The 17119-nt window shown below is 62.0% G+C and carries 16 protein-coding genes and 1 pseudogene; 8 read left to right on the top strand and 9 right to left on the bottom strand.

The annotated features are described in order from the left end of the window. Window positions 1-299: 299 nt before the first annotated feature. The 4 genes from P3T22_RS24385 to P3T22_RS24370 all read left to right on the top strand — a co-directional run bounded on the left by P3T22_RS24385 (window position 300) and on the right by P3T22_RS24370 (window position 5943). Window positions 300-1526 carry an acyl-CoA dehydrogenase family protein gene (locus P3T22_RS24385; protein WP_063498985.1) on the top strand — a complete coding sequence of 409 codons (1227 nt, stop codon included), beginning with the start codon at window positions 300-302 and terminating at the stop codon, window positions 1524-1526. Between the two features lie 148 nt (window positions 1527-1674). Then, a complete protein-coding gene (locus P3T22_RS24380; RefSeq protein ID WP_429326383.1) occupies window positions 1675-3411 on the top strand; it encodes a long-chain fatty acid--CoA ligase in 1737 nt (578 codons plus the stop codon). Continuing rightward, window positions 3408-4964 (top strand): class I adenylate-forming enzyme family protein, encoded by a 1557-nt coding sequence (locus P3T22_RS24375; protein WP_429326382.1) that lies wholly within the window; start codon window positions 3408-3410, stop codon window positions 4962-4964. The genes P3T22_RS24380 and P3T22_RS24375 overlap by 4 nt, the downstream gene beginning before the upstream one ends. A gap of 73 nt (window positions 4965-5037) precedes the next feature. Then, entirely contained in the window at window positions 5038-5943 is a 906-nt protein-coding gene (locus tag P3T22_RS24370; RefSeq protein WP_429326381.1) for an SDR family oxidoreductase, read from the top strand. Between the two features lie 222 nt (window positions 5944-6165). Here the strand turns inward: P3T22_RS24370 and P3T22_RS24365 are convergent, their stop codons facing one another. From P3T22_RS24365 to P3T22_RS24340, 6 genes are all read right to left on the bottom strand, one after another. Continuing rightward, entirely contained in the window at window positions 6166-7350 is a 1185-nt protein-coding gene (locus tag P3T22_RS24365) for an ABC transporter substrate-binding protein (RefSeq protein ID WP_429326380.1), read from the bottom strand. A 94-nt stretch (window positions 7351-7444) separates the two neighbouring features. Then, window positions 7445-8152 (bottom strand): ABC transporter ATP-binding protein, encoded by a 708-nt coding sequence (locus tag P3T22_RS24360; RefSeq protein ID WP_063498989.1) that lies wholly within the window; start codon window positions 8150-8152, stop codon window positions 7445-7447. Then, a complete protein-coding gene (locus tag P3T22_RS24355; RefSeq protein ID WP_429326379.1) occupies window positions 8139-8903 on the bottom strand; it encodes an ABC transporter ATP-binding protein in 765 nt (254 codons plus the stop codon). The genes P3T22_RS24360 and P3T22_RS24355 overlap by 14 nt, the downstream gene beginning before the upstream one ends. Beyond that, window positions 8896-9906 (bottom strand): branched-chain amino acid ABC transporter permease, encoded by a 1011-nt coding sequence (locus P3T22_RS24350; RefSeq protein ID WP_429326378.1) that lies wholly within the window; start codon window positions 9904-9906, stop codon window positions 8896-8898. Before P3T22_RS24350 ends, P3T22_RS24355 begins: the two co-directional genes overlap by 8 nt. Before the next feature lie 8 nt (window positions 9907-9914). Next, entirely contained in the window at window positions 9915-10784 is an 870-nt protein-coding gene (locus tag P3T22_RS24345) for a branched-chain amino acid ABC transporter permease (RefSeq protein WP_063498992.1), read from the bottom strand. Window positions 10785-11147: 363 nt separating this feature from the next. Beyond that, window positions 11148-12239, bottom strand: coding sequence for a porin (locus P3T22_RS24340; protein WP_429326377.1), 1092 nt, complete (start codon window positions 12237-12239; stop codon window positions 11148-11150). Window positions 12240-12285: 46 nt separating this feature from the next. Here P3T22_RS24340 and P3T22_RS24335 point away from each other — a divergent pair, with 46 nt between their 5' ends. Beyond that, window positions 12286-12432 (top strand): hypothetical protein, encoded by a 147-nt coding sequence (locus tag P3T22_RS24335; RefSeq protein WP_429326376.1) that lies wholly within the window; start codon window positions 12286-12288, stop codon window positions 12430-12432. Window positions 12433-12652: 220 nt separating this feature from the next. Here the strand turns inward: P3T22_RS24335 and P3T22_RS24330 are convergent, their stop codons facing one another. Together P3T22_RS24330 and P3T22_RS24325 are read right to left on the bottom strand one after the other, a co-directional pair. Then, window positions 12653-12871, bottom strand: coding sequence for a hypothetical protein (locus P3T22_RS24330; RefSeq protein WP_429326375.1), 219 nt, complete (start codon window positions 12869-12871; stop codon window positions 12653-12655). Between the two features lie 60 nt (window positions 12872-12931). After that, complete coding sequence (locus tag P3T22_RS24325) at window positions 12932-13213, bottom strand: hypothetical protein (protein ID WP_429326374.1); 282 nt, start codon at window positions 13211-13213, stop codon at window positions 12932-12934. Between the two features lie 168 nt (window positions 13214-13381). Between P3T22_RS24325 and P3T22_RS24320 the strand changes: the two are divergent. Next, a pseudogene (locus P3T22_RS24320) lies at window positions 13382-13981 on the top strand (VIT1/CCC1 transporter family protein); the annotation flags it as partial. A 4-nt stretch (window positions 13982-13985) separates the two neighbouring features. On the opposite strand, the gene P3T22_RS24315 reads toward P3T22_RS24320, so the two are convergent. Then, complete coding sequence (locus P3T22_RS24315) at window positions 13986-14306, bottom strand: hypothetical protein (protein WP_429326373.1); 321 nt, start codon at window positions 14304-14306, stop codon at window positions 13986-13988. A gap of 736 nt (window positions 14307-15042) precedes the next feature. Here P3T22_RS24315 and P3T22_RS24310 point away from each other — a divergent pair. Beyond that, window positions 15043-16221, top strand: a complete 1179-nt coding sequence (locus P3T22_RS24310; protein WP_063498994.1) for a quaternary amine ABC transporter ATP-binding protein — start codon at window positions 15043-15045, stop codon at window positions 16219-16221. Further along, window positions 16214-17116 carry a choline ABC transporter permease subunit gene (gene choW / locus P3T22_RS24305; RefSeq protein ID WP_063498995.1) on the top strand — a complete coding sequence of 301 codons (903 nt, stop codon included), beginning with the start codon at window positions 16214-16216 and terminating at the stop codon, window positions 17114-17116. The genes P3T22_RS24310 and choW overlap by 8 nt, the downstream gene beginning before the upstream one ends. Window positions 17117-17119: the final 3 nt, after the last annotated feature.

Here is a 17119-nt window from a genome sequence, read left to right as displayed (position 1 = left end):
GAGCGGTTTGGAGGCGCAGCGCGAGGGGCGCGGCGCGCTGCGCTCACGTACGCAATGGCAATCATCTTGCATGGGATCGGAGTAGGCGCTATGGGGCAGGAGTAAGCGCTAAAGCGCCAACTCCTGCCGACACGCCAACTCTGGTCGACAGCTTTGCATGGGATCGGAGTAGGCGCTATGGGGCAGGAGTAAGCGCTAAAGCGCCAACTCCTACCGGCACGCCAACTCTGGTCGACAGCTTTGCATGGGACCAGAGTAGGCGCTAAAGCGCCAACTCTGGTCGACAAAGGAGACGCCGCATGGATTTTCAGCATTCGGACAAGGTCAAAAGTTTGCAGCAGCGCCTGAACGCTTTCATGGACGAGTACGTGTATCCGGCCGAGGCGGTTTTCGAAGCGCAGATGGACGCCGCGCGTGAATCCGGCAACCGGTGGCAACCCGCGCCGGTGATCGAGGAATTGAAACAGAAAGCGAAGGCCGTGGGCTTGTGGAACCTGTTCCTGCCCGAGTCGAAATACGGTGCGGGACTCACCAACCTCGAATACGCGCCGCTGTGCGAAATCATGGGGCGCTCGCATATCGGCGCGGAGCCGTTCAACTGCTCGGCGCCGGACACCGGCAACATGGAGACGCTGGTGCGTTACGCCACGCCCGAGCAGCAACAGCAATGGCTGCTGCCGCTGCTTGACGGCACGATCCGCTCGGCCTTTGCAATGACGGAGCCGGAAGTGGCCTCGTCGGACGCAACCAATATCGAAGCGCGCATTGAACGCGACGGCGACGACTACATCCTGAACGGCCGCAAATGGTGGACCTCGGGCGCGAACGATCCGCGCTGCAAGATCCTCATCTTCATGGGCAAGTCTAGTCCGGATCACACGAACCGGCATCAGCAGCAGTCGATGATTCTCGTGCCAACGGATACGCCGGGTGTGAAAGTGCTGCGTCATCTGCCGGTATTCGGTTACGACGACGCCCCGCACGGACATGCAGAAATCCTGTTTGAAAACGTACGGGTGCCGGCCAGCAACATGCTGCTCGGCGAGGGCCGCGGCTTCGAGATCGCGCAAGGTCGGCTCGGACCGGGTCGCATCCATCACTGCATGCGTTTGATCGGACGCGCCGAGCGCGCGCTTGAGGCGATGTGCCGGCGCTCGCTGGAGCGCGTAGCGTTTGGCCGGCCAATCGCCGATCAGGGCGTCACGCGTGAACGGATCGCGAATGCACGCATCATGATCGACCAGACACGTTTTCTGGTGCTGAACGCAGCGCACAAAATGGATACGGTCGGCAATAAAGACGCGCGTCAGGAGATCGCCATGATCAAGGTGGCCGCGCCCAGCATGGCGTGTCAGGTGATCGACTGGGCCATGCAGGTGCATGGCGGTGGCGCGGTCAGCGACGACTTCGGCCTCGCGCGCGCGTATGCGAGTTCGCGCACGCTGCGTTTTGCGGATGGGCCCGACGAAGTGCACCGTAACGCTATCGCGAAGATGGAGCTTGGGCGCTACCTCGGGCGCTCGTGAACGACCTGACTCCCGTGATTCCCCTGGGTCCGTTGGGTCCGTTGGGTCCGTTGGGTCAATAGCCAGCCGCGTCCGTCACGCGGCGGACGCAAACGAAGCGTGCACCACCCGTGTGAAACGCGCACAGAAAGTAAGGCAGGAGACGCCGATGAATGAACGCCATCACCCGAATTGGCCGCCGCAAGTGCCAAAGCACCTGACGCTGCCCGAAACCAACATTTTCTATAACGCCGAAGTGTCGGCGGCGCGCTTTCCCGAGAAGCCGTTCATCGTCTTCTACGACACACCGGTGACGTTCGCCGAGTTCAAGGACGAAGCCGAGCGCATCGCGGGATTTCTTCAGCAGGAATGCCACGTCAAGGCGGGCGACCGCGTGCTGCTTTACATGCAGAACAGCCCGCAATGGATCATCGCTTACTACGGGATCCTGCGTGCGAACGCTGTGGTGGTGCCGGTCAATCCGATGAACATGAGCGGTGAACTGGCGCATTACGTCGAGGACAGCGGGGCGACCACGATCATCGCGCCGCAATGCCTGTTCGCGAACGTCGAGCCGCTGATCGGCAACGCGCCGGGGCAGGGTATCGCGCACGTAATCGTCGCGACGTATAGCGATTACCTGAAGCGGCCATCGCCGATTCCCGTGCCCGAATTCGTGGCGGCGCCGCGCAAGACCTTCAATATTCCCGGCGTCACGCCCTGGCGCGAAGTACTCGAACGGCATGTCGCGCCAGGTCCGCTCACCACCGGTCCGGACGATCTGTGCGTCATGCCCTACACGTCAGGCACCACCGGCAAGCCGAAGGGCTGCATGCACACACACCGCAGCGTGATGAGCACGCTGCTCGGCGGCTGCGCCTGGTTCTCGGCGCCGTCGGACGGTGTGTTTCTATCGGTGTTGCCGTTCTTTCACGTGACCGGCATGCAAGGCGGCATGAACAGCGCGATCTTTTCCGGTGCAACGATTGTCGTGTTGCCGCGCTGGGATCGAGAAGCGGCGGCGCTATGCATGCAGAAATATCGCGTCACCGCTTGGCAGTCGATCACGGCGATGATGGTCGACTTCCTGTCGAACCCGAAGCTCGGCGACTATGATCTGTCGAGCCTGTCAGGCGCGCGCGGCGGTGGCGCGGCAATGCCGGACGCCATAGCCAGAAAGCTCAAATCGCTGACAGGGCTCGATTACGTCGAAGGCTACGGCATGTCCGAGACGATTGCCGGCACGCACATCAATCCGCCGCATCGGCCGAAACCGCAGTGTCTCGGCATTCCGGTGTTCGACGTGGACTCGCGCGTGATCGATCCGGTCACGCTGCAGGAACTCCCGCAAGGCGAAACCGGCGAGATCATCGTGAACGCGCCCCAGGTGATGCAAGGCTACTGGCGCAATCCCAAGGCGACCGAAGAAGCGTTTATCGAACTCGACGGCAAGCGCTTTCTGCGTACCGGCGACCTCGGTCATATCGACGAGGACGGGTATTTTTTCATGACGGACCGCCTCAAGCGCATGATCAATGCCTCGGGCTACAAGGTCTGGCCCGCGGAAGTCGAGGCGCTCATGTACCGGCATCCCGCGATTTACGAGGTGTGCGTGATCGGCGTGAAGGACGCGAAGCGCGGCGAAACCGTCAAGGCGCTGGTGGTGCCCGCTGCGGCGCATGCCGGCACGATCAGCGAGCAGGAAATCATCGACTGGTCGCACGCACAGATGGCGTCTTACAAGGCCCCGCGCATTGTCGAGTTCGTGACATCGCTGCCGAAGTCGGGCAGCGGCAAGATTCTGTGGCGCAAGTTGCAGGAAGAGGATGCGGCACGCACGGCCGCAACCATCGAGGGCAACGGCAGCAACGGCAACAATGACAGCACAGGAGGCGCCTCGTCATGACATGGCTCGAAGCTTTACTGGACGATCCGTTCGTCTGCATCACCGACATGCTCCATCGTTTCGCTAAAGAGCGCGCTGAGCACGCGGCGTTGATCTGCGACGGCGAGGTCGTGACTTACGCCGCGCTGAATGCACGAGTCGATCGCTTTGCCGCCGCATTGCAGCGCGACGGCATCAAGCCTTGCGATGCGATTGCGTTGTGCGCGGCCGCCTCGGTGGAATACGCCGTGGCGTTTCTCGGCGCCCTGCGGGCGGGGGCGGTGGTGGCGCCGCTCGCGCCGTCGTCGAGCGCGGCGAGTCTCGTCGGCATGATCGGCAACTCGAGCGCGCGGCTGCTGTTTCTCGACGCCGACGTCAAGCGTCTGCTCGAACCGGTGGCCGCGGAGATCAGCGCAATTCCCGTCGCGCTCGATGCGCACTCGGGCAGCACTGCGCTGGAAGCGTGGCTCGCGCCCGAGGGCGCAACGCCTGAAGCTGTGACGATCGATCCGGCGTGGCCGTTCAACATCATCTATTCGTCTGGCACCACGGGTACGCCCAAAGGCATCGTGCAGTCGCACGGCATGCGCTGGGCCTATGCGGTGCGCAGCATTCAGCGCGGTTATGGCCCTGACGCCGCGACGCTGATCTCCACACCGTTGTATTCGAACACGACGCTCGTGAGTTTCATGCCGGCGCTGACATTCGGCGGCACGGTCGTGTTGATGCCGAAATTCGACGCCGCACGCTATCTCGATCTGGCACAACAGTACCGCGTCACGCACACGATGCTGGTGCCGGTCCAGTATCAGCGCCTGATGGCGCATCCGGACTTCGACCGTTATGACCTCTCCAGCTTCCAGGCCAAGTTCTGCACGAGCGCGCCGTTCGCGGCGAGCGTGAAGGCGGACGTGGTGCGCCGCTGGCCGGGCAAGCTCACCGAGTACTACGGCATGACCGAAGGCGGCGGCTCGTGCCAGTTGGAGGCAGACGAATTTCCCACCAAGCTGCATACGGTCGGCAAACCGGTCGAAGGCCACGATATCCGTCTGATCGACGAACTCGGCAACGAGGTGGTAGCGGGCGAGGTGGGCGAAATCGTCGGCCATTCGCCCGCGATGATGACCGGCTACTACCGTCAGCCGGACAAAACCGCCGAGGCGGAGTGGTACGACCCGAGCGGCAAGCGCTTCATCCGCACGGGCGATATGGGGCGCTTCGATTCCGACGGGTTTTTGACGCTGCTCGATCGCAAGAAGGACATGATCATTTCGGGCGGCTTCAACGTCTATCCGAGCGACCTGGAGGCCGAATTGCGTTCGCACCCGGACGTCGCGGATGCGGCCGTGGTGGGTGCGCAGTCGGAGCAATGGGGCGAGACACCGGTTGCGTTCGTGGTGCGCCGGGCCAATGCATCGATCGAGGCTGACACGCTGCTGGCGTGGGTCAATGCGCGGCTCGGAAAAATGCAGCGGCTCGCCGCGCTGACTTTCATCGATACTTTGCCGCGCAGTCCGATCGGCAAGGTGCTGAAACGGGAGTTGCGCGAGCAGTACTATCCCGCCGCGCGCTAATGCGGTGAACAGCGCGGCGTAACAACGCGCTACGACGCCTGACTGAATACACCAACTGGCAATGGGACAGGGCATGGACAATTTTGAAGGCAAGGTCGCGGTGATCACCGGCGCCGGCTCCGGATTTGGCCGCGAGTTCGCACGGCTCGGCGCGAAGCTGGGCATGCGCCTCGTACTTGCCGACGTGCAACAGGACGCACTCGACGAAACGTTCGCCGAGGTGAGCGCCGCCGGCGCGCAAGGAATCGCGCGCCGCGTCGATGTCGCGAAGGGCGAGGAAATCGACGCACTGGCGCGCGCCACACTCGACGCCTACGGCGGTGTGCATCTGGTGTTCAACAATGCGGGCGTGGGTGGCAGCGGCGGTCTCGTGTGGGAGAGCACCGAGCGCGACTGGCAATGGCTGCTCGGCGTCAACCTGTGGGGCGTGATTCACGGCGTGCGGGTTTTCACACCGCTGATGCTCGACGCCGCCAAACGCGATGCGGGATATCGCGGGCACATCGTCAACACGGCTTCGATGGCGGGCATGCTCAATCCGCCCATGATGGGTCCGTACAACGTGTCGAAACATGCGGTGGTGTCGCTGACTGAATCGCTGTATCAGGATCTTTCGCTGGTCACGCAACAGGTGGCGTGCTCAGTGCTATGCCCGTACTTCGTGCCGACCGGGATTGCGAAGGCGTATCGCAACCGGCCGTCCGAACTGACCAACGATGCACCGCCGACCTTGTCGCAACGTGTGTCGCGAGCGCTGAGCGAAAAGGCGGTGAGTTCGGGGAAGGTGAGTGCGCAAGAGATTGCGGGGAGGGTGTTCGATGCGATCCGCGAAGAGCAGTTCTATATCTTTTCGCATCCGCACGTGCTGGGCGCCGTGAAAACGCGCGCTGAGGACATCGTCACGCCGCGAAATCCGACCGATCCGTTTGCCGAGCGGCCTGAAGTGCGTGTGCAGATTATTGAGGCGTTGAAGGGGTAGAGTGGGGGTAGAGTGGGGGTAGAGTGGGGGTAGAGTGGGGGTAGAGTGGGGGTAGAGTGCGAATCGCACAATCCGGCCGGTTCGTTTGCCGGGCGGCCGGAGAGACGCGAGCACATGATCGAATGCGTTGAATAGAAAAACGTGAGTTGGCGTAGCCAGCCGAGTTGGAATGCGCGAAGCGCCATGGAAACCATGGCGCTTTTTTACGTCTCTATCACATCGTTACTTCGCTGCTGTCAGCGAACTCAACTCCGCCGGCTTCAACTGTCCACCCTGAACCACCGCCGCCAGCGGATTGCCGATCACGAAGCCACCGTGATCGTCGATGCCGGTCACACTTTGCGGATTGGCCTGCGGCGGCAGCGCCTTCACGGCCTTGTCGAACTGATTGCGGATCGCGGTCGCGTCGCTGACGCTGCCGGCCAGCTTCATCGCGAGTGCCGTCGCGTAGACCGCGGTGTAGTTCAGCGATACCTCCTGGCTCGGTTCCCGGCCGCCGTGGCTCTTGCGGAATCGTTCCACAAACGCTTTGGCGTTCGGCGTCTCATCGTTGACCAACGGCAATACCCCGATCGCGCCGTTCAGCTGCGCATAGCCACCGGTGACCTTGGCCACTTCGTCGAGCTTGGCCTGGTCCATTACGATAAAGCCGCCCTTGAAGCCCAGCTCGCGCGCCTGCTGCGCAATCAGGCCGGTCGGTTCGGACGGCCCGCCAATGAACAGCACATCGGGCTTGGCTGCCAGCACGCGGCTCACGCCGCTGTAGAAATCGGTGGCGCGGTTATACGACATCGAATTGTCCGCGACGATCGTGCCGCCGGCCGCTTCCCACGCTGGTTTGAATGCGGCGACCCAGACCTTGCCGTAGTCGGTATCGGTGGCGGCGAGCGCAACCTTCTTGCCGTACGTCGACATTTCGTACTTGATGAACGAGTTCAGATACGACGTGAACGCGGGCGGAATGCGCACCGTGAGCTTGTTGCCGCGCTCGCTGATCTGCGGCACGCTGGTGTACGAGAGCAGCAGCAATTTCTGCTGCTCGTTACTGGTCTGCACCGCGAAGCCGCCGCCCGAATGCGGCACCAGCACCACGGTGGCCTGCTGTTCCTGCGCGAGACGACGCGCGTTGATCGCGGTTTCGGCGGGGTTGTACTTGTCGTCGAGCGGCACGATCTCGAGCTTGATCTTCTTGCCAGCCACTTCGATGCCAGCCTGATTGACGTCGGCGGCCGCCATCTGCATGCCGTCGAGCACTTCCTGGCCGTACTTCGCCGCGCCGCCGCTCAATGGACCGGAGTAGCCGATATGCACCACCTGTTGCGCCATCGCGGCGCCCGCGCCCAGCAGCGCAGTCGTGGCGACAGCCGCACACAGGCTAGTCCGTGCGCACAAGCGTTTGATCGTCATACATGTCTCCTTTGGGATTGTTCGAATGGGCCGACGCTTATGGTCATGCGTCAGGTTGTTCAGGGTCACGCGTCAGGCCGTGCCTCAATTTCGCTTAGCCGCCGACATAAGCGCGCCGGATCGCTTCGTTGTTCATCAGACTCGCGTGATCGCCTTCGAGCACGATGCGGCCGTTTTCGATCACGTAGGCACGGTGCGCGATTTTCAGTGCCGCAAACGCGTTCTGTTCGGCGAGCAGCACCGTCGTGCCCGCGCGATTGATCTGCTGGATCACCTCGAACACCTGCTTGACCACCAGCGGTGCGAGACCGAGCGAAGGTTCGTCGAGCAGCAGCACCTTCGGCCGGGCCATCATTGCGCGGCCGATCGCCACCATCTGCTGCTGTCCGCCGGACAGCGAGCCCGCCGGATGGTCCTTGCGTTCGGCGAGAAGTGGGAAGAGCGCGAACACCTGGTCGAGATTGCGCTGATTGCCGGCCTTGTCGCCGCGATGCACATAGGCGCCAAGCGTGAGGTTCTTCAGCACCGACATGCCCGGGAACAGCTTGCGGCCCTCGGGACATTGAATCACGCCACTGCGCACAATCTGCGCGGGCGTCATGCCGAGCAGCTCGCGCGTGCCCAGCCGCAGGCTGCCGCTCGCGGCACGCCGCAGGCCGCTCGTAGCAAGGAAGATCGAACTCTTGCCCGCGCCGTTGGCGCCGAGCAGCACCACCAGTTCGCCGTCGTCCGCGTGGAGATCGATGCCGTCCAGCGCACGGAAGCTGCCGTAATCGAGCGAGACGTTTTCAAACTTCAGCATGCTCGCTCCCGAGATAGGCGTCGATCACGGCCGGGTTCGCGCGAATCTCGGCAGGCGCGCCCTCGGCGATTTTCTTGCCGTAGTTCAGCACCATGATGCGGTCGGCGAGCTTCATGATCATGTTCATTTTGTGCTCCACAAGGCACACCGTCACCCCGTGCTTCACCAGTTTGCGGATCAGTTCGGCGAGACCTTCGGTCTCTTCGGGATTCACGCCGCCCGCGGGCTCGTCGAGCAGCATCAGGCTGGGAACAGTCGCAAGTGCGAGTGCCACCGCCGCGCGTTTGCGATCTTCCTGCGAAATGTCGCCGGCCATCCGTTCCGCCATCGCCGACAAGCCGACGAAATCCAGAGCCTCACGTGCCTTCTCGCGGCAAATGCGTTCTTCCTGCTTGAGCCGCGCGGAATGGGTCAGCACGTCCCACAGCCCCGAGCGCGTGCGCAGCCGGTGGCCGACGATCAGGTTGTCGAGCACGCTGGCCCGGTCGAACAGCGCGGTGGATTGAAAGGTGCGTGCAACACCGAGGCGCGCCATCTGATCGGCGCCCAGCTTTGTCACATCCTGGCCTTTGAAGAGGATGCGTCCAGAGCTCGGCAGATGGGTGCCGCTGATCAGATTGAAGAAGGTGGTTTTACCCGCGCCATTCGGCCCGATGATCGCGTTGATCTTGCCGGCTTCGATACGCGTGCTCACGTCGTCCACCGCGACGAGGCCGCCGAAGTGTTTGCTGAGCGAGTCGATTTCAAGCATGACGGTCTCCGCGCGCGGGCTGCGACTGGCGCGCAATAATGCCGCTGTTCGGCGTTGCAAGTTTCGCGCGCCGGTTCTTTCTTGCCATATGCAAACCGACGATACCGTTTGGCAGAAAGATCACCAGCAGAATCAGGATCGGGCCGAACACGACGAAGCGGTACGCCTGCAGAAACTGCAGATACTGCGTGAGCCATGGTACGGCGAGCGCGCCGAGCAGCGGGCCGGCGAGGGTGCCGATGCCGCCCACCAGCATGTACATGGTCATGTCGAAGGTGTGCTCGACGCCGGCGAGATCCGGTCCGAGAAAGCGCACGGAACCCGCATAGAGACCACCCGCGAGTCCCGCATAGACAACCGACAGCACGAAGGCCAGCACCTTGTTACGCATCAGATTGATGCCGAGCGACTGCGCGAGGCCGTCGCTATTGCGGATCGCCATGAAGGTCCGGCCGAGCAGCGAGTTGACGATGCGATGCATCAGCCACACACCGACCACCAGAAATGCGAACACCAGGTAGTAGAGCGGTCGCGGATTTTCAAACGACACGATGCCGAAGCCCGCAGGCGCCGGGATGCCGACGATGTCCGAGACCCCGTGCGTGAGGCTGTCCCATTTCTCGATCACGAGAAACATGATGTAGCCGACGCAGAGCGTGAAAATAGTAAAGTAATGGCCGCGCAGACGCAGCGATACGAGGCCGACCAGCGCGCCCAGTATCGCGACAACCACGCCCGAGGCAATGAACGCGAGCCAGAACGGCACCTGATGGTCGACCGTCAGAATACCCACCGTGTACGCGCCCACCGCCATGAAGCTGCCATGTGCGAGATTGAACTGCCCCGTATAGCCGGTGATCAGATTCAGCCCGACGGTGGCCAGCGCGAAGACGTACGCAGTGGACATCACGGTGAGCATGTAGTCGTTGGTGGCCAGAAACGGAAATGCCAGACCGAGCACGAACAGCAGCGTCCACCCCGGCTTGCCCTCGAATAATTTCATGACTGATTTCACGATGTGCGCAGTTCCCTGGTGAACAGCCCCTGAGGACGAACCGACAGAATCACCACCAGCAGTACGAAGGCGATGATGTCCTTGTAGTCGGTCGAAATGTAGAACGCGCCGAAGCTCTCCGCCATGCCGATGATCAACCCGCCCACGATCGCGCCCGGCACGCTGCCCATGCCGCCGAGAATGATGATCACGAAGGCCTTCACGATCACCAGTTGGCCCATTGCCGGATAGACGAGGTTGATCGGCGCGTACAGCGTGGCCGCCACGGCGGCGAGAAGGCCCGAGATGCCGAAGGTCAGCACCGTCACCTTGTTGGCGTCGATACCCATCAGCGAGGCGCCATCCCGGTCCTGCGCCATCGCGATGACGCTCGAGCCGATCACCGTGTATTTGAGGAAGAGTTGCAGCAGCACCACCAACGCGAACGCGGCCCCGATGATCAGCAAGCGCTGCAACGGTGCGGTCACGCCGCCCAGTTCGATGATCCCGGCGTAGGGCGTGGCCATGCGATGAAAGTCCGCGCCCCAGATTGCTTGCGCACCGGCTTCGAGAAACAGCAGAAGACCGATCGCGGCGATCATGGGATGCAATTCGGAAGATTTGCGCAGCGGATGGAACACCAGCCGCTCGGCGAGGATCGCGAGCACCGCGACCGCGAGGCCGGAGCCGATCATGGCGAGCCAGTAGTTCCAGCCAAGCCGGCTCATCAGGTAGAACGAGACGAACGCGCCGACCATATAGAACGCGCCGTGGGCGAAATTCGGCACCGCGAGAATGCCGTAGACCAGCGTGAGCCCGAGCGCAACGAGGCTGTAGATGCCGCCCAGCGTCAAGCCGTTGAGAAACTGCTGCAAAAACATATCCACGCTTTGACACCCTCCAACGGAGGCGCGCAGTGCAATCGTTCCCTTGCTTCAGGGGACGCATCGCCGCACGCCTGACTACGGACGGGATAACAGCCGCTGCTCGAATCCGGTGACCGGAATCGACGGTTGTCGGCGGTTTAAAACACGCGCGCACCGGCGTATCGGCGCACCGGCGCAAATTACGACAAGTGATGTGCGGCGACGCGAGAACAATTTGGCACGAACGTTCGCTTTGCGTCAATAAGGTTTTCCATTAGATTGTTCTGCATTGCAGATTATTAGGGAAGTCACTTAGGACACGCTCGCTCGCTTGATCCGGCGCACCGCCCACGCCGCACGCCGGTGCCTCGCGTTGCACTCCGTTTAGAACATATGCCGGATGCCGACGTTCACGCCGGCCGTGGTGCCGGTTGCTTCGTTCAGTGCGTTGTTGACGGACAGGCCGGTGTGCATTGCACCGTGGTTGGTCACGAAGCCGGCTTGCCCATATACCAAGGTGGCCTTCGACAGCGAATACTCAAGCCCGGTGGACGCGAGTATCGAATTGTTCGACGAGTGATTCTCGTCGCGCGTGACCCACACGCCCGCGTCGACGTTCAGCGCCGGTGTGATGCGATAGCTGGCGCCGCCTGAATAGACGCGATCGTTGAACGAACCTGCCACCTTGTACTGCACGTATGAAGCTTTCACGGTCAGGTTGTTGAACACGTAGCTGGCGCCGATTGCACGGCCGTCGAATTCGACCACGCTCGGAATCGCGATCGATGCAGCGCTGCCACCGGCGTTGCCGCTATAGAGCGCGGCGTCGACGGCCAGCGAGCCGAGGTGGTAACGCAGGCTCGCCGAATACTGGCGGCCCGCCTGAAAATTCCCAGCTGCGCCGCCTAATGCCATCATCGCATTGGCTTGCAAGCCGGCGATTTCCGGCGACATGTACGAAATGCCGTTCGGGTTGAACATGCCGGTTACATAGACATTATTGATGTAGGTGATGAGGCCGCTGCCGAAGTACGACATCTCGCGCGGATCGACGTCGTACACCGCGACGAAGAAGGGGGAGAACTGCAAGCCGGCCTTGACCGTGCCGTAGCGGCTGTCCACGCCGACCCACGCCTGCCGGCCGAATTCGCCGCCGTTCGAATTGCCGAATGCGCCGTTCGCAATGTTGACACCGCTTTCGAGATCGAAGATCGCGCGCATGCCGCCGCCGAGATCTTCGGCGCCACGCATACCGAAACGCGAACCCGAGAGTCCGCCGTCGGTGAACGAGTATTGGTAGCCTGCGCTCTGGCCGGTCTTCCGGTTAAGTGTTTTGTTGGTGTAGAGCAGGGATCCGTCGACGACACCGTACAATGTGACGCTGCTTTGCGCATGGGCGCTCGGGGCGGCGCCGAGTGCGCAAGCACCTGCTAATCCAAGAATGGCTCCAACTCGACTGCGATGACTTGCCGGCATGCTTCGTGTCTCCTTGTTTATTGGAATCGATTGAATTGGCGAAGTAATGCGGGTGCTGCAAGGTTCTGGCGATCTGTTGCGTGATGCGCTTTCAATGGGCGACAAGCGGCCTTCAAAATTTGTTAAGGGATACGAAATAATTGGTCTGCTGGTGAGCGCCTTGGGTCCGGTTGCCTGCTGGGTTGTCTCCTGATCGCTGGGCGGCTCGGCGCAGCTATGAACTCATCGATCTCGTGCTTACGCACAGGACGTAGGCGCAATTTGGCACGACCGTTCGTTCTGTGTCAACGGGGGAAACCGCTCGTTTGGACTGCAATTCAGGCCAAAATAGGGAAAACACCTGGCGTCGCGGGCGTGCTTGATTTGCGCCGTAAGGCTATGTAATGCAAGGGAGTTGGCGAAATAATCCGGTTTTAATTTTCAGCCGGCCGGCTGATGCCGATGTTCTGCATGACGGAACTTGCCAGGCGCTGACTCAACGCGCGCCAGGCGTGGCCGGCGAGGATATCGGGCGGCTCCTGCGCCGCAATGATCTCGCTGGTTTCTGATCGGCTTTCTGATTGAAGATGGGCCTCGTTCCCGCGCCGATTTTTTTCGATGACTTGCTGCGAGTAATGTACAACGCGGGACAACGCGGGACAACGCGGGACAACGCGGGACAACGCGGAAGTGCAAGGCATCATCGCGCGTATTCAATGATTGAATAGGCGCGAGTTCTTGCCCGCGAAAGGCATCGTCGAAGATTGCGAAAAGCTTGTCGCGGGTGCGCCGTAACCCGAGCTGTCACCGTAGCCCGACATCTTGTGCGGAGGCTGCTGATATTGCGTGCCAGACTGATTGTTCTGCGTGTTGTGCATCGAGACGGTGCGGCCCGGCGTTATGTCGTTCATCGGTGTGTTCATCTGTTGGGCAAACGACAAAGTCGGGATGGCGACGATCGACGCAATGAGCATGACCTGTTTGAGTGCTTTCATGAAGGCTCTCCAGTAGTGTGATGGTGCCGCACTGGCCATTCCGGTCGATGCGTGTCCACAGAATGAGCAGCTTTCCTTAACTTCTCCTTAGGGACGCCAAAACAACTTTCTTCCGTATTTCGAAGCACGGAAATTGCTGGGCGATAGTGGCGAGAACGAGTGCCTTGAAACGGCATCCAGCCGAAGGGCGCCGGCCAGGCCGTGAAAACGCGTCTGATGCAAGCACTGGTACGCATGTTCGGCGCGGGTTTCGTGCTATCCACGCTCGCTGCGGCTGAATACGCCGACCGTAACAAGTACCACGGGCAGCCGGACGCGGGCCACATGTCGGCCGACGAGCATCATCACGCGGCGGTCGTCCAGACCCTGGCTCACGGCGGGGACGACCCGGACCTGTCGCAAGGGGTGCGTATCGCCGCAGCGGAGTCGTGGCATAAGGGCGTTTCGTCGGGTAACGATCTGCGCGCGGCCGTGCTCGGTGCGAACGACGGCCTCGTTTCAAACTTCTGCCTGATCATGGGCGTAGCCGGTGCGGGAACCGGCAACAAGGCGATCCTGCTCACAGGGCTCGCCGGCCTGATCGCCGGCGCGTGTTCGATGGCGTTGGGTGAATGGCTGTCGGTGACCAATGCGCGCGAGCTGGCCAGTACTCAGATTGCCAAAGAAGCGGAAGAACTGGAGGTGTCGCCCGAGGCCGAGGAGCACGAGCTGGCGCTGATCTATCGCGCGAAGGGGCGTGGCGCCGGCCGGTGCCGCCGCCACGCCGCTTGTCTCAATCCCCTTCCCAGCCATGGCGCTCGTGCCATTCGCGCTCGTGCTCCTCATGCTCATGGTGGCGCCGCTGCCGTTCACGCCATTCCTGGCGCTCATGCCATTCACGGGCGCGCCAGTCGTCGTCGTAGCCGTAGCCATATCCCACGACTGGCGGGGGCGCGTAGACGACCGGCGGAGGCGCAATGTAGGCCGGCTGGGCCGGCACGAAAACCGGCCCGGGAATGCCAATGCCGATGCCCACGTCGACGTGGGCGGAAGCGACTGTGGAAGCCATTAGTATCGCGCCGCCGAGAATCGCTGATAGTAGGTTCTTGCGCATGTTTTTCGTTTCGCCTGATGGTTGCAGACGATGACAGTGAAGATGCTGCGCAGTTTAGGCAGTGCCACGGTATGCAGGTGCAAGAGGGATGCGAGATTGGTAACACGGAGTAACGGCGCGCAGCCTTAAGGTTGCCCTAATGATTCCCGTGCGCCATAAGCCGGCTAGACCTCCGGTTTCCCTCCGCCGCGTGCAACCAGTGACGGTGCTTTCGGCACGAACCGGCCATTGATCGTCGGGTCGACCTTCCGGGCGCCAAATGGCGCCCGCTGAGCAACGGTGCGCCTGCTGCACCGCTACAAGTTCGCCTGCCACTTCACCCGCACAGCCGTTTTTTTTGCTGAATCACGCCCACTTGCTCTGGCGCGACACGCCCGGCTAGTCACCCCAACACGCCGCAAACCCTTATCCAACAGGGCTTTACCCACCGCCAGCCGGCGCCCATGCGGCGCCGGTGTCGCATTTCCACATGTGGTTGTCGCAAATAGTCGGCTAGGCGTACTTTTTTCTGGCAACTATGTATGCACGGCGCGGACGGACGTCCGCCACTCCAGCAACTATCTTGCATGGGACCGGAGTAAGTGCTTTGCATGGGACCGGAGTAACGAACTTTGCATGGGACCGGAGTAGCGAGCTTTGCATCGACAGCTCAAGCGCGAACTCCGATCGACAGCTAAAGCGCGAACTCTGGCCGGCAGCTAAAGCGCTTACTCCGGTCGACATAGGAGAGCATTCAATGAATTCCCCCAAGGTCGTGGTCGAAGGGTTGTGCAAGGTGTTCGGCACCAACCCGAAACAGGCGATCGGCATGCTGGCAGGCGGCGCGACGAAAGAGGAAGTGTTCGCGCGCACCGGTCAGATAGTCGGCGTCCACAACGTATCGTTCGAAGTCAAGGAAGGCGAGATCTTCGTGCTGATGGGCCTGTCCGGTTCCGGCAAGTCGACGTTGATTCGCCTGATCAATCGTCTCGTCGAGCCGACCGCCGGAAAAGTGCTGATCGATGGCCGCGACGTGGCCAGCGTGCCGCGCTCGGAATTGACGGCGCTGCGCCGCAAGGACATGAGCATGGTGTTTCAGTCCTTCGCGCTGATGCCGCAGCGCACGGTGCTGTCCAACGCGGCGTTCGGGCTGGAAGTGGCGGGCGTCGGCAAGAAGGAGCGCGAGAAGCGCGCCATGACCGTGCTCGAACAGGTCGGCCTCGCGCCGTTCGCGGAAAAGTTGCCGGCCCAGCTGTCCGGCGGCATGCAGCAACGCGTGGGCCTTGCGCGGGCGCTGGCAGTCAACCCGTCGCTGATGATCATGGACGAGGCGTTCTCCGCACTCGACCCGCTCAAGCGCAAGGAAATGCAGAACGTGCTGCTCGATCTGCAACGCGAGCAGCAGCGCACCATCCTGTTCGTCTCGCACGATCTGGAAGAGGCGATGCGCATCGGCACCCGGATCGCGATCATGGAAGGCGGCAAGGTGGTGCAGATCGGCACGCCGCAGCAAATCATCACCAATCCCGCCGACGATTATGTGCGCGCGTTCTTCGAAGGCATCGACACCAGCCGCTATCTGACCGCCGGCGACCTGATGCAGACGGACGCGGTGCCGCTCATGCAGCATTCGCCGCCGATCGACGCCTCGAGCGTGGCCGCGACGCTCAATGGCAGCGCCGAATACGCGTTCGTGCTCGACGCCGAGCGCAAGATCCGCGGCTTTGTGTGCCGCGATGCGATGGGCAGTGCGTCGCCGAAGCTCAATCACATCGAGTGCATCCGCCGTACTACGCCTCTGGACGACGTTGTCGAACGCGTGGTGGCGAGCCGCGCGCCGCTGCCGGTCGTCGAAGCGGACGGCTCCTACTGCGGTTCGGTCAACAAGACGAACGTGCTGAACGTTCTCACGCGCCATCGAGGTTCCCATGTCTGAAATCATTCCACTTGGCGCCTGGGTCGATCACGGCGTTCACTACCTGCTTGACCACGACGCCCAAACCTTCGATTCCATCGGCAAGGTCATCGAGAGTTTTGCCGCGCTGATCGAACACGGCCTGCAAGCGGTGCCGATGTGGGCGCTGATGGCGTTTTTCGTCGGCATCGGCTTGTGGCGGGTGGGCTGGCGTTTCGCGCTGTTCACGTTGCTGGCGATGCTGCTGATCTACGGCACCGGCTTCTGGGACCAGATGGTGATTACACTTGGCCTCACGCTCTCGTCGACCTTGATCAGCCTGCTGCTCGGCGTGCCGCTCGGCATCTGGACCGCGAAGAGCCGCACCGTCGAAATGATGGTGCGCCCCGTGCTCGATCTGATGCAGACCATGCCCGCGTTCGTTTACCTGATTCCGGCTGCGATGCTGTTCGGTCTCGGCCGCGTGCCGGGGATTCTCTCCACCGTGATCTTCGCGATGCCGCCTGCTGTGCGCCTCACGTCGCTCGGCATCAAGCATGTGAATCGCGAAATCGTCGAAGCAGGGCAGGCGTTTGGCTGCACGCCCTTGCAATTGCTCTACAAGGTGCAGTTTCCGAATGCGCTGCCGTCGATCATGACCGGCGTGAACCAGACCATCATGATGGCGCTCTCGATGGTGATCATCGCCTCGATGGTGGGCGCGGGCGGCCTCGGCAACGACGTGCTGGCGAGTATTCAGCGGCTCGATATCGGCCTCGGCTTCGAAAGCGGCCTCTCGGTGGTGATGCTCGCGATCATTCTCGACCGCATCACGGAAAGCTTCGGACGCTCGCCGGGCACGGCGCGGGCGCCGCTGCTGTCGGGCTTGCGCAGCGTCATGAAGGTGCGCCGCGCGCCGACGGCCCAGCACAGTTGAGCC

This window comes from Paraburkholderia sp. GAS348 (assembly GCF_050434205.1).
GTDB lineage: Bacteria > Pseudomonadota > Gammaproteobacteria > Burkholderiales > Burkholderiaceae > Paraburkholderia.
The sequence above is the reverse complement of the archived record's forward strand: the minus strand, read 5'-3'. Positions and strand labels throughout refer to the sequence as shown.

Bases quoted from the DNA above. Each gene is read 5' to 3' on its own strand.
- P3T22_RS24325 (WP_429326374.1), bottom strand. From the start codon at position 13,213: ATGAAAGCACTCAAACAGGTCATGCTCATTGCGTCGATCGTCGCCATC.
- P3T22_RS24380 (WP_429326383.1), top strand. From the start codon at position 1,675: ATGAATGAACGCCATCACCCGAATTGGCCGCCGCAAGTGCCAAAGCAC.
- choW (WP_063498995.1), top strand. From the start codon at position 16,214: ATGTCTGAAATCATTCCACTTGGCGCCTGGGTCGATCACGGCGTTCAC.
- P3T22_RS24375 (WP_429326382.1), top strand. From the start codon at position 3,408: ATGACATGGCTCGAAGCTTTACTGGACGATCCGTTCGTCTGCATCACC.
- P3T22_RS24385 (WP_063498985.1), top strand. From the start codon at position 300: ATGGATTTTCAGCATTCGGACAAGGTCAAAAGTTTGCAGCAGCGCCTG.
- P3T22_RS24350 (WP_429326378.1), bottom strand. From the start codon at position 9,906: ATGAAATTATTCGAGGGCAAGCCGGGGTGGACGCTGCTGTTCGTGCTC.
- P3T22_RS24360 (WP_063498989.1), bottom strand. From the start codon at position 8,152: ATGCTGAAGTTTGAAAACGTCTCGCTCGATTACGGCAGCTTCCGTGCG.
- P3T22_RS24310 (WP_063498994.1), top strand. From the start codon at position 15,043: ATGAATTCCCCCAAGGTCGTGGTCGAAGGGTTGTGCAAGGTGTTCGGC.
- P3T22_RS24355 (WP_429326379.1), bottom strand. From the start codon at position 8,903: ATGCTTGAAATCGACTCGCTCAGCAAACACTTCGGCGGCCTCGTCGCG.
- P3T22_RS24315 (WP_429326373.1), bottom strand. From the start codon at position 14,306: ATGCGCAAGAACCTACTATCAGCGATTCTCGGCGGCGCGATACTAATG.
- P3T22_RS24370 (WP_429326381.1), top strand. From the start codon at position 5,038: ATGGACAATTTTGAAGGCAAGGTCGCGGTGATCACCGGCGCCGGCTCC.
- P3T22_RS24365 (WP_429326380.1), bottom strand. From the start codon at position 7,350: ATGACGATCAAACGCTTGTGCGCACGGACTAGCCTGTGTGCGGCTGTC.
- P3T22_RS24340 (WP_429326377.1), bottom strand. From the start codon at position 12,239: ATGCCGGCAAGTCATCGCAGTCGAGTTGGAGCCATTCTTGGATTAGCA.
- P3T22_RS24335 (WP_429326376.1), top strand. From the start codon at position 12,286: ATGCGGGTGCTGCAAGGTTCTGGCGATCTGTTGCGTGATGCGCTTTCA.